Origin of the sequence: Croceivirga lutea (assembly GCF_014235875.1) — a bacterium.
GTDB classification, from domain to species: Bacteria; Bacteroidota; Bacteroidia; order Flavobacteriales; family Flavobacteriaceae; genus Croceivirga; species Croceivirga lutea.
The window spans coordinates 195978-210381 of the sequence record NZ_JACJUK010000001.1; the positions used below are offsets into that span (position 1 = coordinate 195978).

Annotated in this window: 16 protein-coding genes; 7 read left to right on the top strand and 9 right to left on the bottom strand. The window is 33.1% G+C overall.

Features of this window, described 5'->3' with window-relative positions; genetic code table 11:
- Positions 1–39: 39 nt before the first annotated feature.
- From H5V42_RS00960 to H5V42_RS00985, 6 genes are all read left to right on the top strand, one after another.
- Positions 40–852 (top strand): enoyl-ACP reductase FabI, encoded by an 813-nt coding sequence (locus tag H5V42_RS00960; RefSeq protein WP_185781245.1) that lies wholly within the window; start codon positions 40–42, stop codon positions 850–852.
- A 59-nt stretch (positions 853–911) separates the two neighbouring features.
- The gene (locus H5V42_RS00965; RefSeq protein WP_185781246.1) at positions 912–1919 is read left to right on the top strand and encodes a glycosyltransferase; all 1008 of its coding nucleotides are present in this window, start codon (positions 912–914) and stop codon (positions 1917–1919) included.
- Positions 1920–1924: 5 nt separating this feature from the next.
- Positions 1925–2875, top strand: coding sequence for a YbbR-like domain-containing protein (locus tag H5V42_RS00970; RefSeq protein WP_185781247.1), 951 nt, complete (start codon positions 1925–1927; stop codon positions 2873–2875).
- Entirely contained in the window at positions 2872–3462 is a 591-nt protein-coding gene (coaE, locus tag H5V42_RS00975) for a dephospho-CoA kinase (protein WP_185781248.1), read from the top strand. The genes H5V42_RS00970 and coaE overlap by 4 nt, the downstream gene beginning before the upstream one ends.
- Positions 3463–3533: 71 nt before the next feature.
- Positions 3534–5117 carry a sensor histidine kinase gene (locus H5V42_RS00980; RefSeq protein ID WP_185781249.1) on the top strand — a complete coding sequence of 528 codons (1584 nt, stop codon included), beginning with the start codon at positions 3534–3536 and terminating at the stop codon, positions 5115–5117.
- Positions 5118–5124: 7 nt separating this feature from the next.
- Positions 5125–5844 (top strand): response regulator transcription factor, encoded by a 720-nt coding sequence (locus H5V42_RS00985; RefSeq protein ID WP_185781250.1) that lies wholly within the window; start codon positions 5125–5127, stop codon positions 5842–5844.
- A 58-nt stretch (positions 5845–5902) separates the two neighbouring features.
- Here H5V42_RS00985 and H5V42_RS00990 read toward each other — a convergent pair whose 3' ends face one another.
- Genes H5V42_RS00990 through H5V42_RS01025 form a run of 8 tightly spaced genes read right to left on the bottom strand, consistent with a single transcriptional unit; the run spans position 5903 to position 13188 of the window.
- On the bottom strand, positions 5903–6388 hold the full coding sequence (locus H5V42_RS00990; RefSeq protein ID WP_185781251.1) for a gluconokinase: 486 nt from the start codon (positions 6386–6388) through the stop codon (positions 5903–5905).
- A complete protein-coding gene (gene miaA, locus H5V42_RS00995) occupies positions 6381–7295 on the bottom strand; it encodes a tRNA (adenosine(37)-N6)-dimethylallyltransferase MiaA (protein WP_185781252.1) in 915 nt (304 codons plus the stop codon). The genes H5V42_RS00990 and miaA overlap by 8 nt, the downstream gene beginning before the upstream one ends.
- Complete coding sequence (locus H5V42_RS01000) at positions 7292–8143, bottom strand: ion transporter (RefSeq protein ID WP_185781253.1); 852 nt, start codon at positions 8141–8143, stop codon at positions 7292–7294. The genes miaA and H5V42_RS01000 overlap by 4 nt, the downstream gene beginning before the upstream one ends.
- 8 nt (positions 8144–8151) lie before the next feature.
- The gene (locus H5V42_RS01005) at positions 8152–9435 is read right to left on the bottom strand and encodes an exonuclease domain-containing protein (RefSeq protein WP_185781752.1); all 1284 of its coding nucleotides are present in this window, start codon (positions 9433–9435) and stop codon (positions 8152–8154) included.
- Positions 9436–9454: 19 nt separating this feature from the next.
- Positions 9455–10114 (bottom strand): YggS family pyridoxal phosphate-dependent enzyme, encoded by a 660-nt coding sequence (locus H5V42_RS01010; RefSeq protein WP_185781254.1) that lies wholly within the window; start codon positions 10112–10114, stop codon positions 9455–9457.
- Between the two features lie 5 nt (positions 10115–10119).
- Entirely contained in the window at positions 10120–11331 is a 1212-nt protein-coding gene (locus H5V42_RS01015; RefSeq protein ID WP_185781255.1) for a DUF1015 domain-containing protein, read from the bottom strand.
- Positions 11332–12219: a 3-hydroxybutyryl-CoA dehydrogenase gene (locus H5V42_RS01020; protein WP_185781256.1), complete on the bottom strand. Its 888-nt coding sequence runs from the start codon at positions 12217–12219 to the stop codon at positions 11332–11334.
- A 6-nt stretch (positions 12220–12225) separates the two neighbouring features.
- A complete protein-coding gene (locus H5V42_RS01025) occupies positions 12226–13188 on the bottom strand; it encodes a Gfo/Idh/MocA family protein (protein WP_185781257.1) in 963 nt (320 codons plus the stop codon).
- Between the two features lie 88 nt (positions 13189–13276).
- Between H5V42_RS01025 and H5V42_RS01030 the strand changes: the two genes are divergently transcribed.
- Positions 13277–13918, top strand: a complete 642-nt coding sequence (locus tag H5V42_RS01030; RefSeq protein ID WP_185781258.1) for a protein-L-isoaspartate(D-aspartate) O-methyltransferase — start codon at positions 13277–13279, stop codon at positions 13916–13918.
- Here the strand turns inward: H5V42_RS01030 and smpB are convergent.
- Positions 13915–14376, bottom strand: coding sequence for an SsrA-binding protein SmpB (gene smpB, locus H5V42_RS01035; RefSeq protein WP_185781259.1), 462 nt, complete (start codon positions 14374–14376; stop codon positions 13915–13917). The genes H5V42_RS01030 and smpB overlap by 4 nt on opposite strands.
- Positions 14377–14404: the final 28 nt, after the last annotated feature.

Below are 14404 nucleotides of genomic sequence, written 5' to 3' on the forward strand. Positions count from 1 at the left end.
TTGCTTATCTTTGCTAACCAAAAACCAAAAAATATAGTAATGGGCCACAATTTATTAAACGGAAAACGCGGAATTATCTTTGGTGCTTTAGATGAAAATTCAATAGCTTGGAAAACTGCGGAAAAAGTACATGAAGAAGGCGGAAAATTTGTGTTAACCAATGCACCAATAGCAATGCGAATGGGGCAAATAAAAGAGCTAGCAGAAAAAACAGGTTCAGAAATTATACCAGCAGATGCTACCAATGAAGAAGACCTTCAAAATTTGGTTAATAAGGCTGTTGAAATATTAGGAGGTAAGCTAGATTTTGTTTTGCATTCTATTGGCATGTCTGTAAACGTTCGTAAAGGGCGCCATTATACAGATGAAAAATATGATTTTACTGCGAAGGGTTGGGATGTTTCGGCTCTTTCTTTCCATAAAGTTATGCAGACGTTGTATAAAAATGATGCAATGAATGAGTGGGGTAGTATTGTGGCCTTAACATATATGGCGGCACAACGTACTTTTCCTGATTATAACGATATGGCGGATAATAAAGCATATTTAGAATCTGTTGCGCGTAGTTTTGGTTATTTCTTTGGAAAAGACAAAAAAGTGCGTGTTAACACAATTTCTCAATCACCTACTCCTACCACAGCAGGGCAAGGAGTAAAAGGGTTTGATGGGTTTATTTCTTATGCGGAAAAAATGTCTCCATTAGGTAATGCAACAGCAGATGATTGCGCAAATTACACGGTTACCCTTTTCTCAGATTTAACTAAAAAGGTAACTATGCAAAACTTATTTCATGACGGAGGTTTCTCAAATACAGGAGTAAGCCAAGAAGTTATAGATGAGTTTTCTAAATAAGTATTAAACAAAAATTAACAAAAGCCATCTGCTATGCAGGTGGCTTTCGTATTTAATTAATGGAGGATTTATATTTTTCTTTTGTAATACCAGTCTATAATAGGCCAGATGAAGTAGAAGAATTGCTGCAGAGTCTTGTTGAACAAGATTATCAAAAACCGTATGAAATTGTTTTGGTGGAAGATGGTTCAACACTAGATTCCAAAACTGTGGTTGAAGCGTTTAAATCACGACTTAACATTTCATATTATTTTAAAGAAAACTCAGGCCCTGGTGACTCAAGAAATTATGGTATGCGTAATGCCAAAGGAAATTACTTTTTAATTTTAGATTCTGATTGTATTCTGCCACCTCAATATTTAACTGAAGTTCAGAAGGAGCTCGGCTCCAATTTTGTTCACTGTTTTGGGGGGCCAGATGCTGCTCATGAATCTTTTTCTGACATTCAAAAAGCAATAAACTATGCAATGACATCTTTTTTAACTACAGGTGGCATCCGAGGCAGAAAAAATGCAGTAGGTAAATTTCAACCCCGTAGTTTTAATTTAGGAATTTCAAAAGAAGCTTTTGATAAAACAAAAGGTTTTGGAAACATACACCCTGGGGAAGACCCAGATTTGACCTTTAGAATTTGGAAAGCTGGTTATGAAACTAGATTATTCCCAAAAGCCTTTGTTTTTCATAAAAGAAGAATAGACTGGAAAAAGTACCATAAACAGGTTAATAAATTCGGTATGGTAAGGCCAATTTTAAACAAATGGCACCCATCAACTAAAAAAATAACCTACTGGTTCCCCACCTTTTTTGTGATTGGGTTTATTCTAGCGGTTATAGTATCGTTTTTTAAAACAACCATTTTACTCTGGTTGTATGCATTGTATTTTGGTGTATTGTTTATGGAGTGCCTTTTTACCACCAAGAGTTTTAAGATTTCTATGTACGCTTTATTGGCAGTAGTTATTCAATTTTGGGGCTATGGAAAAGGTTTTCTAAAATCTACTTTGTTTCTTACATTTAGTTCTAAAGAACCACAGGAAATATTTCCTCATTTATTCTTTAAAAATTAAACCCAGTGCTACGAAAATTCATTAATGGCTTGGATAAGAAAAAAGTAAAAGTATTTTTACTTTTTTTAGCCTTGTCATTTGTAGCATGGAGTATAAGTAAGTTATCTCAAAACTATGATTCTTGGGTAACGGTAGAGCTAGAAGCTACTAAACTTCCTGATAGTTTATTATTAAAAGAAAATACAAATACTCAAGCTAGACTGCGTATTAGCGCTAGTGGTTTTCGCTTATTAGGTATGGGTTTAAGTCAAAAAACCTTTAAAGTAAATGTTAGTAAAATCCAATCTAAAAACCATGAATATTACCTAAAGGCTAACACTATTCAAGACCAATTAAACGAAAAGTTCTCTACAGCAATAATAAAAAGAGTTTCGCCAGACACGTTGTTTTTTGATTTATATCATGTAGTGGCTAAAAAAGTTAAGATAAAAGGTAATCTAGGTCTAAAACCAGCTCAAAATTATATTCTACAAGGTAGAATTAAATATGAACCAGACTCTATTTTAGTAAAGGGCCCATCAAAAGAAATTGACACTCTAAAAGTGATCTATACAAAACCAAGAAACTTTGAAAACATAGACAAAGATATTGAGGAGTTTGTATCCTTAGAAATTCCGTCGAGTTTAAAAGATTCTGAATTTTCTGGCAATCGAGTAAAGGTTTTAGCCAAAGTTGTTCGCTTTTCAGAAAAATTGATTTCAGTTCCTGTGACCGTTGAAAATGTTCCTAAAGGATACGCAATAAAGACATTTCCTAGTACCATTACACTACTATGCAAGGCTCCTGAAACTGCACTAAATAGCATAGTAGGAACAGATTTTAAAGTGGTAGCTAAATATGATTCTACTTTAGTAAAATCAAATACCTTGTACTTGAGCATTGTAACTAAACCAGAAAGTGTATTTTACAGTAAGTTGCAAGAACAGACCGTAAAATTTGTACTAGAGCAAAAATGATAGTAGGCTTAACTGGAGGAATAGGTAGTGGTAAAAGTACCGTGGCAAAATTCTTTAGAGAGTTAGGAGTGCCCGTTTATAATTCTGATAAAGAGGCTAAAATTTTAATGCATGAGAATTCAGAGGTAAAATCTAAAATAATTAGCTTATTTGGAGAAAAGGCATATGTAAATAATGAATTGAATAGAAAGTTTATTGCATCAGAAGTTTTTTCTAATGAAGAGAAATTAAAAGCGCTAAATGCTATTGTTCATCCTGCTGTTAAAGCTCACTTTTTAAATTGGGCAGACAAACAAGATTACCCTTATGTAATACAAGAGGCAGCTATTATTTTTGAAAACAATTCTGAAAATAGATATGACAAAATAATACTTGTTATAGCACCTAAAGAAACGCGTATTTCAAGAGTAATGAATAGAGACGGTAATTCAACTTCTGATATTAAGGCTAGAATAGAAAACCAGTTATCAGACGAAGAAAAAATACCAAGAGCACATTTTGTCATTAAAAATATAGCGTTAGACAAAACCAGGCAAAATGCCAGAAAAATTCATGAAATCCTGTTAAATGCTGCTACTAAGCATTAAATTTTAACATTTTTGTTAAGGTTAGGTTAAACGGAAAAAGGCCTAAATGTTAAATTTTTAATTTTACACTGATGAACAGAAAACTTTTTGTTCTTCTAGTAATTCTAATGAGTTTATCTTTAATAGGGATAATCTTTGTTCAAGGTTTGTGGATTAAAAAATCTGTTGAGGACAAAGAAGAACAATTTAGAAATACTGTAGAAGATGTATTGGCCAAGGTGGCTGAGAGGGTAGAGCGTAGGGAATTACAAGAGTATTCCACTAAAATAGCAGAAGCCATAGATAGTGCAGGTGTACCAAAAACCACTCAAATACGAAACTTCTTCTACGTAGATAGAGATATAAGTTCTGATGAGATGACGTTTTATTCTCATGGAATTTTAGAAGAAGATTATGATGTTTCATCGTTGTTCTTTGACAATAGTGGTGGCAATTCAGATTCCACCACCATAACGAATTTTACCAGTAAGCGAACGCGAACCGTTTTTAAAGAAGACTTTGGGTTAGATGGTCAACGCTATGCACTAACACCAATACAAAAACTCGAAAAAATTGGTGGTTTATCAAAAATTGATAAACTAGCCATAGAAGACGTTTTTTTAGAAGCTGCTAAAAGCCAACCTATTCACAAGCGAGTCTCAAAAGCAGAACTTGAGTTATTAATTGGCCAAGAATTGGCAGATAGAAGTATTGATATTAATTACGAGTATGGTATATATAGCCGTGGTTTTCCTACGAAAGTAAGGTCTAAGAAATTTAAGTTTTCTAAAACGGCCATGTATAAAACTCCAATATTTAGAGATAGTGATGGCGAAACTAATTTTTCCCTGTTACTCTCTTTTCCAGAAAAAAAGAGTTTTCTAATCAGTAGTATTTTAGGAATGGCGGTTATGTCATTATTATTTACATTGGTTATAGTAGTTGCGTATTCTAGTGCAATTTATCAATTGATAAAACAGAAGCAGATTTCAGAAATTAAATCTGATTTCATAAATAATATGACGCACGAATTTAAGACGCCTATTGCTACGATAAATTTGGCTGTTGAAGCTATTAGAAACCCAGCTTCTATTGAAGATAAAGACAAAGTACTTCGATATTTGGGAATGATTCGTGATGAAAATAAAAGAATGCACGCTCAGGTTGAGAATGTTTTACGAATATCAAAATTAGAGAAGAATCAATTAGATATTAGTAAGGATAGGGTAGATGCCCACGACATTATAATGGACGCAATTTCGCATATAGAGTTAATAGTTGAAGATAGAGGAGGTTACGTTAAAACAAATTTAGAAGCAGCTAGAACAGACATTTTGGCTAATGAGATGCACTTTACTAATGTTTTAGTAAATATTTTAGATAATGCGGTTAAATATTCACCTGAATCTCCTAAGATTGATGTATTTACAGAAGTGGTAAAAAACCAAATAGTAATAAAGATTCAAGACCAAGGAGCGGGTATGAATAAAACAGTGCAAAAGAGAGTGTTTGAAAAATTTTACCGGGAACATACCGGTGACATACATAATGTAAAGGGCCACGGATTAGGGTTGGCCTACGTAAAAAAAATAGTTGATGACCACCAAGGTGAGGTTTATGTGGAAAGTGAGAAAGGTAAAGGAACGGCTTTCTTCATTAAATTACCTTTAATTTAAAAAAGATATGGAGACAGAAAACAAGAAAATACTTTTAGTAGAGGATGACCCAAATTTTGGTATTGTGTTGAAAGATTACCTTCAAATGAACAACTTTGACGTTGTGCTTGCCAAAAATGGTATGGAGGGCTTTGAAAAGTTTAAAAAAGACAACTACGACGTTTGTATTTTAGATGTAATGATGCCTTATAAAGATGGATTTACTTTAGCAAAAGAAATTCGAGAAAAGAATGAGAATGTGCCTATTGTATTCTTAACTGCTAAAACAATGAAAGAAGATGTTTTAAAAGGTTATAAGGCTGGTGCAGATGATTATTTAAATAAGCCTTTTGATTCCGAGGTGTTACTAATGAAATTAAAAGCCATTTTACAACGTAAAGCTTCTAATACACTGGCTGATAGTAAACAATTTGAATTTGAAATAGGAAACTTTCATTTAAATTCTAAACTACGTTTTCTAAAATATAAAGATGAGGAGTCAATTAAATTGTCTCCTAAAGAAAATGAGTTATTACGCTTATTGGCATTGCATGAAAATGATTTAATGCCAAGAGAATTGGCCTTGACCAAAATTTGGAGAGATGACAACTACTTTACATCTAGAAGTATGGATGTTTACATTGCAAAATTGCGTAAATATTTAAAGAAAGATGATGTTGTTGAAATCTTAAATATTCACGGTGAAGGTTTTCGTTTAGTAGTAAAAACAGACGAGGAGACCAATTAAGAAAAGAACATATATAACTAAAAAAGCTCCGTATTTACGGAGCTTTTTTAGTTAGGTTCTAAACATATTCTAGTATTTGAGATATAATTTTTTCTGGTGGATTCACAATAGAAACAGTTATTACATTTTTTGGCTCCTCAAGTGTTTCAAATTGAGATTTAAGTAAATTGATAGGCATAAAATGCCCTTTACGCTCTTCCAACCTAAGTTTAATTTCCTTAAAAGAGCCTTTCAAATAAATAATTTCTCCTTTTTCTTTTAGTCCTGACAAAAGGATAGCACGGTATTTTTCTTTTAAAGCAGAACAAGCAATCACAGCGCCTTTTGTTTGATGCTCTAAACCTAGTTGGTTAAGTTTTTCTAACCAACCCTTTCTGTCATCATCATTAAGAGGTGTACCAGACTTCATTTTTTGAACATTACTTTCTGGATGATAGTCATCACCATCAAAAAACTGAAAATCTAACTCGTTTGCTAGTTTTTTACCAATTGTAGATTTTCCGGAACCAGAAACTCCCATAACAAAAAACACTTTTTTACTCATTTTCTAGTGCATTTTTAATCTTAGCAATTTTAGATTCTAGACTATCATCAAAATCTACCCAAATTATATTTTCATTTTTTCGGTACCAAGTCAATTGTCTTTTTGCAAATCTTCTGGTGTTCTTTTTTATTTCAGCAACAGCTTCATCAAGACTAATTTTACCTTCTAAATAAGAGAACAATTCCTTATAACCAATTGTATTTAAAGCATTTAAATTTTTAAATTGATGTAAATGTTTGGCTTCTGAAAGCAATCCTTCTTGCATCATTTTATCAACTCTTAAATTAATTCTTCGGTAGATAATTTCTCTTTCTGCATTAATACCAACATAAAGTGTTTTAAAATTTCTTTGAGGTTTTAATTGATTTAAAAACGAAGAAAATGGTTTGCCTGAAGCTATACAAACTTCTAAGGCTCTAATAACACGGTGCGGATTATCCAAATCAACTTTTTCATAGTAAACCGGGTCCTTTTTTTTGAGAAGCTCCTGTAAAGATTTAAGACCGTTAGTTTTCATTTGTTGGTTTAATTCTTCTCTGATAGAATTAGGTGCTTCAGGAAAATCGTCTAATCCTTTAACAACAGCATCAACATACATACCACTTCCACCAACGAGTATTACCGTGTTATGTGATTTAAAAAGTTGGTTTAATTTAGCAGTTGCCTCTTTTTCAAAATCACCGACGGAATAGGCGTCTTTTATACTAATATGTTGAATAAAATGATGTTTCGCTTCTATAAGTTCTTCATTTGAAGGTACTGCAGTGCCAATCGTCATTTCCTTAAAAAACTGCCTTGAATCCGCAGAAATAATTTCTGTTTTGAAATGTTTAGCTAACTCAATTGCCAACTTGGTTTTGCCAATTGCAGTTGCACCTACCACAGCAATTACTAGGTTTTTTTTCATAATTGGTGACCGCAATTATAACAATGCGTAGCATCATCTCTATGCCCTTCTCTAGAGCAATTAGGGCAGCATTGCGTATTTACGTGTACATAATTTGTTGGTATATTATCAGAAGACTTATTTTTTTTATTGGCTTTAGAAAACTCTACAGTAACAATACCGGTAGGTACCGCTATAATTCCATAACCTAAAATCATAATAACGGTAGCTATAAATTGGCCTAAATTGGTCTGTGGAGCAATATCACCATACCCAACGGTAGTTAACGTAACAATGGTCCAATAAATACTACGCGGAATACTGGTGAAGCCTGCTTCATCGCTTTCAATTAAATACATTATAGTACCCATAATAACAGAAAGGATTAACACAACGTAAATAAAAACAGCAATTTTGGTTCTACTGGCTTTCAAAGCTGAGCTTAATTGAGAAGCCTCACCTATAAATTTTACAAGCTTGAGAATTCTAAAAATTCGCAACAACCTAAATGCTCTGACTGCCAATAATACTTGTGAACCAGCAAAAATATAACTTAAATAAAGGGGTATTGTCGAAAGAAAATCAATGACTCCGTAGAAACTAAAAATATAATTTAATGGTTTTTTAATTGTGATGATACGAGCAATATATTCTATGGTGAACATAATTGTAATTATCCACTCAAATATCAATAGAAGATCATGATACTTTGCATCCAAAGATTTTACACTTTCGAGCATTACTAGTATTACACTTAGAATAATTATAATAAACAAACCAATATCAAAAGCTTTTCCTAAAGGAGTGTCTGCTTCATAAATAATTTCATGAAGTCTGGCTTTCCAATTTTGTTTTGTTTTTGTTGTCAAGTTAAATTCTAATCTAGTTCTATAATTTTCAATCTATTCTTTTTTCTAAGATAAGATTCTGTGATTAAAACGGTCTCTTTGTCGCTTTTTACCGGTACCGCAATATTTTCTAGTACGTTTAAATTGTTGATTTGATGATTAAGTTCTGTAAAAGCAATACCAGAGACATTTCCGTTTTTTATAAGAACAGCACTTTGCTCACCTAATTCTCTTCCACGGTCTAAAAGTATAAGGTTTCGTTTATCAATGCTGTATTTTTTAAACAACTCAAGTATTTTGTTATTGTGAACCGTTGGGTCTTCTGTGGGGTCTAAAGCAACCTCTGAAGACACTTTTTCTACAAAGTTTTTACTAGCTTTTAAACTGCTAAAACTGCTTAGTCTATTGGGCTGACCGTTTGCTCGTTCTGGTTTTAAGACATTTAAGCCACTCTCATCTGTATACATAAATATACCATGAGAATAACCAGTACTTGTTTTTTTATTGTAAACAGGTCTGTTTTTTTTTAGCTCATTATATTCCTTTAAAAGCGCAACCAATTCACTGCCAGTTTTTTCGAAAGTTACATTTTTGGTTTCTTTCTGTAATTTTTTCGCAAGTTCACTCACATTGGTAAAATGCTGATTTACCCTTTTTTTGATATTTTTAGTTTTACCTATGAATATGATATTTCCTTTTTTGTCATGCATGTAATATACCCCAGTTTCTGAAGGAAGATTCTCTACAATATCTAGTTGGGTAGGGGACAACTCTCCTAAGGTTTCTGACCTTACAACAGATTTTAAAATGTCTTTGTTGGTATCTTTCTGCAGAAGTAGTTTGAAAAGCTTAAGCGTAGCTTGGGCATCACCATTTGCTCTATGTCTATCACTTACAGGAATACCTAAAGAGCGAACTAATTTACCTAAACTATGAGATTCAGCTTCTGGCATTAATTGTTTAGATAAATCAACCGTACACAATGTTTTTCGTTGAAAGTTGTACCCAAGCCTTCTAAATTCTGTTCTGAGAATTCTATAATCAAACTGAGCATTATGGGCAACAAGAGTGGCACCGTCTGTAATTTCAACAATACGTTTGGCAACTTCATGAAATTTAGGGGCCGTTCTAAGCATTTTAGCGTTGATGCCAGTAAGTTTAACTACAAAGGGTTGAATTTCTTTTTCTGGATTTATTAAACTTATAAATTGGTCTGTTACAGCATGTCCATCAAAACGATAAATGGCAATTTCCATAATGCCCTCTTCGTTATATTTGCCTCCGGTACTTTCTATATCTAAAACTGCGTACACAAATAGATTTACTTTGGTATCAATGGTAGTTTCTGGCTCCAAATATACTACTTCCTATACGCACCATTGTACTACCTTCTTCTATGGCAATTTTGTAATCACCACTCATACCCATAGAAAGGGTATTTATTTTTGGCAAGCTACTTTGTAAATCAGTAAAACATTCTTTTAAAAACTTAAACTCTTTGCGAACCTGGTTTTCGTTTTTAGTAAATGTAGCCATCCCCATTAAACCTTTTATTTCTACATTTTGCATTTGCTGAAAATCATCAGAAGCTATTAATTGAAACAGCTCATCTTTACTTAGTCCAAATTTAGTGTCTTCTTCTGCAATATGCATTTGTAAAAGGCAAGGTATAGCGCGGTCGACTTTCTTACCTTGTTTATTTATTTCTTTTAATAATCTAAGGCTATCTACACCATGTATAAGGCTCACAAATTCGGCCATGTATTTAACTTTATTACGTTGTAAATGGCCAATCATATGCCACTCAATATCATTTGGTAAAGACTGCCATTTCTCCACCATTTCTTGAACTTTATTTTCTCCAAAAATACGTTGACCACACTGGTAAGCTTCTAAAATTGCTTTGTTAGGTTTTGTTTTAGAAACAGCTACAAGGGTAACATTTTCATGAATTTCTAATTTGAATTGTTCAAGGTTTTGACTAATGGACATACTTTTTAAATTTCATAAATGGTTAAACCACTTCGTAATTTGGGTTCTATGTAAGTACTTTTTGGAGGCATTACCAAACCAGCATCGGCAATGGCTTTTATTTCCTCAATGGTGATAGGGGTGGTACTAAAACCTACTTTATATTTGCCGTTATCTACATTGTCTTTTAACTCCAGTAAACTTGGTTTGCCTTGGCTATAACCAATTCTTCTGTCGTTGGTTAAGTCTTTTATTTCTAGGATAGGTTCCAAAATAGTTTTAAAAAGAATTTGTGTATCTAACTTACTTAGCTCATCTGTGAATGCATATGCAGTTTTTCTTAAATGAAGTAGATAAAAAATTCCATTAAGATACATGGTAAATTGATGCTTTATTTTTGGCCTAAATGCAACGAATTTTTTTTCTTCAATTCTAAAATATTCATCTAACCGTACCAGAAATTCTTCTACAGTTAAACCATTTAAATCAGTTATTAGACGGTCGAATCCTGATACCTTAATTTCGTTTTCAGGTATGAGATAGGAAAGAAAATAGTTTTGATTATTTCCTTTTTTAGTATTGGTTAATAAATTGCTAGACGCACTTCTGTGATGGCCATCTGCAATATAAAACACATCTTGTTCTAAAAATTTTTTTTCTAGAGATTGAATGGTTTCTGGGTCATCTATTCTCCAAAGTGTATGTCTAATTTTATCAGTAGTGGTAAAATCGTAATCAAAAGCACGTTGCATTTGTTCTTGTAAAAGACTAGAAATTGTACCGTCATCTTTATATGTCATTAGCACAGGTTCTGCATTAAAACCTACTGTAGATAAATATTCGGTAAACAACTCCACACGCTTTTGTAATACGGCTTCATGCTTTTTTATTTTATCTTTCTGATAATCTTGAATGCTCGTAGTACAGAATAAACCAAGACTACTAAAATCACCTTGCTGCAGTTGATATAAATAAAAACAAGGTTCTTCATCTTTTATAAAAACAGATTCTTCTAAAAACTCTAGATATCTGTTTCTTACCAATTTAAATCGTTCTTGCCCTGTAGTGTCTTTGTGAAACTTAAATCCCGGATTAATAATGTGTAAAAATGAAAAGGGATTGTATTCCAATACTGCATTTAATTCCCGTTCATCATAATCTTCATATGATTTAGAGGCAACAAATGCTGCCTTATCTGGAGCAGGTCTTATAGCTTTAAATGGCTTAACTGTTGGCATTTACGAGAATTGAGCTGATACTTTTTCTGCTTTTTTAGATGTAGAATAGTCGTAGAAACCCTCACCAGATTTAACTCCAAGTTTACCTGCGGTTACCATATTAACTAGAAGGGGAGAAGGAGCGTATTTTGGATTACCAAACCCATTAAAAAGTACATTTAATATAGATAGGCACACATCTAATCCTATAAAATCAGCCAATTGTAAAGGTCCCATTGGATGCGCCATACCAAGTTTCATAACGGTGTCTATTTCTCCTACACCAGCAACACCATGGTGTAAAGATTCAATTGCCTCATTAATCATTGGCATTAAGATTCTATTTGCTACAAAACCAGGATAATCATTAACCTCCGTTGGAACTTTACCTAGTTGCTTAGATAGCTCCATTATTGCCTTAGTAACGGTATCACTAGTGCTATAGCCACGAATTATCTCAACCAATTTCATAATTGGTACTGGGTTCATAAAATGCATACCTATTACTTTTTCTGGTCTTTTAGTAGCAGCTGCAATCTGGGTGATAGAAATAGATGACGTATTAGAAGCTAAAATAGTTTCTGGCTTACAGACCTTATCTAACTCTTCAAAAATTGAAAGTTTAAGTTGTGTATTTTCTGTAGCCGCTTCAACCACTAAATCAACATTTTTAGCTCCTTCCTCTAGCTTTGTAAAGCTTGTTATATTGTTTAATGTAGCCTCTTTATCTTTTTGTGTGATGCGTTCTTTGGCCAACATTCTGTCGAGGTTTTTAGCAATAGTGGCTAAACCCTTATCTATAGACTGTTGAGAAATGTCAATAAGATTTACAGTAAATCCGTTTTGAGCAAAAACGTGAGCAATACCGTTACCCATTGTTCCTGCACCAATGACTGCAATAGTTTTCATATAGTTTTAATCGAAATTTTTAATTATTTGTAAAGCAACGCGTAAAGCTTCAGTGCCCTGTTCTAAGTTCACAACAGGAGTTGTATTGTTTATAATGGCATCTGCAAAAGTCTCTAATTCGTCTAGAATAGCGTTGTTTGGGTTGATTTCCGGATTTTCAAAATAAATTTGTTTTTTATCTCCTTCAGCATTTTGTAAAACCATGTCAAAATCTCCTGGTTTCTCTGGAGCGTCCTTCATTTTTACTACCTCAACATTTTTTTCTAGAAAGTCTACAGAGATATAGGCATCTTTTTGAAAAAATCTAGATTTTCTCATATTCTTTAAAGAAATTCTGCTAGAGGTTAAATTAGCTACACAACCATTTTCAAATTTAATTCGGGCATTGGCAATATCTGGTGAATTACTTATTACCGAAACACCGCTGGCATTTATGCTTTCTACTTTTGAATTTACAACACTGAGAATGACATCAATATCATGAATCATTAAATCTAAAACAACAGGTACATCAGTTCCTCTAGGGTTAAATTCAGCCAGTCTATGCGTTTCAATAAACATTGGGTTTTTAATATTGTCTTTAACGGCTAAAAATGCTGGATTAAACCGTTCTACGTGACCAACTTGACCCTTAACGTTGTATTTATGTACCAGTTCAATGAGTTCTTCTGCTTCTGAAACCGTGTTGGTAATAGGTTTTTCAATAAAAACATGTTTGCCCTTTTCAATGGCCTTTTTAGCTACGTTGTAATGAGATAATGTGGGTGTTACAATATCAATTACGTCAACCGCCTCTATAAGTTCATTGATATTTTCATAATAAGTGTAACCAAATTCTTTTACAACATTTTTAGCATTGATTTCATCTGGGTCATAAAAACCCACTAACTCATATTTGTCAGATTGATTTAGTAATCTAAGATGAATTTTTCCTAAGTGTCCGGCTCCCAGTACACCAGCTTTCAGCATAGCATTAAATTTTATCAAAAATACGGATAAGGCAATAAATTTGGAGAAAGCTGAGCAGTTAGTTATTAAATTTGTGAACCAATAAACCATGCGAGATTTACCAAAACATAAAGGAAAGCGCAATCAACTTGCAGAAGTTGTTGCAGCTAAGGGGATTAAAGATGAAAAGGTTTTAGATGCTATTAAAACCATACCCAGACATTTATTTTTAGATAGTAGTTTTGAAGACCACGCCTATCAAGACAAGGCTTTTCCTATAGGAGCTGAACAAACTATTTCTCAGCCGTATACTGTTGCTTTTCAAACTGAACTGTTGAAAATAAAACCTAATGATAAAATTCTAGAAATAGGTACGGGTAGTGGTTACCAAACAGCAGTATTATTACATTTAAAGGCAAAAGTGTATACTGTTGAACGTCAAGGAGAGCTTTTTAAGAAAACAAAACTTTTCTTTGAAAAGATGAATTACCGCCCAAAGAAATTTAGTTTTGGAGATGGTTACAAAGGCATGCCTAAAGAAGCACCATTTGATGGTATTATAGTAACCGCAGGGGCGCCAGAGGTGCCACCAGCACTTCTTTCGCAATTAAAGATAGGAGGTAGACTTGTAATACCGGTTGGAATAGACACTCAAATAATGACTCTTTTTCTTCGAACATCTGAAAAAGAGTTTAAGAAACAAGAATTGGGTAGTTTTAGATTTGTACCCTTGTTAGAAGATAAAAATTAATTATTGAAGGCTTTTTTGATTCGTGAAAGATTTCGTTTGTTATCACGGTCTTTAATAGTTTCTCTTTTGTCGTATAATTTTTTACCACGAGCTAAAGCAATATTCATTTTGGCTAATCCTTTCTCGTTAATAAATAAGTTAAGTGGAATTATGGTTAAGCCAGAAGCTGTTATTTCTTTGTGAAGCTTTTTTAACTCCCCTTTATTCAGCAACAATTTTCTTTCTGCCTTAGGCCTGTGGTTATAATGGCCACCATAGCTATATTCATCTACCTGCATGTTAATTACAAAAAGTTCACCTTTAGCGTTGAACTCACAAAAACTTTCAGAAATTGAAGCTTTTCCTAAACGAATAGATTTAATTTCAGTTCCAGATAATACAATACCTGCGGTGTATTTATCTAAGATTTCATAATCAAATCTTGCACGTCTGTTTTTAATGTTTATATTTTTTTGCATCATTACAAAATTAAGCTTTACAGATTAT

Excerpts from the sequence above, each read along its gene's own strand:
- H5V42_RS00960 (WP_185781245.1), top strand. The coding sequence starts at position 40 with ATGGGCCACAATTTATTAAACGGAAAACGCGGAATTATCTTTGGTGCT.
- H5V42_RS00985 (WP_185781250.1), top strand. The coding sequence starts at position 5,125 with ATGGAGACAGAAAACAAGAAAATACTTTTAGTAGAGGATGACCCAAAT.
- H5V42_RS01015 (WP_185781255.1), bottom strand. The coding sequence starts at position 11,331 with ATGCCAACAGTTAAGCCATTTAAAGCTATAAGACCTGCTCCAGATAAG.
- H5V42_RS00990 (WP_185781251.1), bottom strand. The coding sequence starts at position 6,388 with ATGAGTAAAAAAGTGTTTTTTGTTATGGGAGTTTCTGGTTCCGGAAAA.
- miaA (WP_185781252.1), bottom strand. The coding sequence starts at position 7,295 with ATGAAAAAAAACCTAGTAATTGCTGTGGTAGGTGCAACTGCAATTGGC.
- H5V42_RS00965 (WP_185781246.1), top strand. The coding sequence starts at position 912 with ATGGAGGATTTATATTTTTCTTTTGTAATACCAGTCTATAATAGGCCA.
- H5V42_RS01010 (WP_185781254.1), bottom strand. The coding sequence starts at position 10,114 with ATGTCCATTAGTCAAAACCTTGAACAATTCAAATTAGAAATTCATGAA.
- smpB (WP_185781259.1), bottom strand. The coding sequence starts at position 14,376 with ATGCAAAAAAATATAAACATTAAAAACAGACGTGCAAGATTTGATTAT.
- H5V42_RS01020 (WP_185781256.1), bottom strand. The coding sequence starts at position 12,219 with ATGAAAACTATTGCAGTCATTGGTGCAGGAACAATGGGTAACGGTATT.
- H5V42_RS01025 (WP_185781257.1), bottom strand. The coding sequence starts at position 13,188 with ATGCTGAAAGCTGGTGTACTGGGAGCCGGACACTTAGGAAAAATTCAT.
- coaE (WP_185781248.1), top strand. The coding sequence starts at position 2,872 with ATGATAGTAGGCTTAACTGGAGGAATAGGTAGTGGTAAAAGTACCGTG.
- H5V42_RS01030 (WP_185781258.1), top strand. The coding sequence starts at position 13,277 with ATGCGAGATTTACCAAAACATAAAGGAAAGCGCAATCAACTTGCAGAA.
- H5V42_RS00980 (WP_185781249.1), top strand. The coding sequence starts at position 3,534 with ATGAACAGAAAACTTTTTGTTCTTCTAGTAATTCTAATGAGTTTATCT.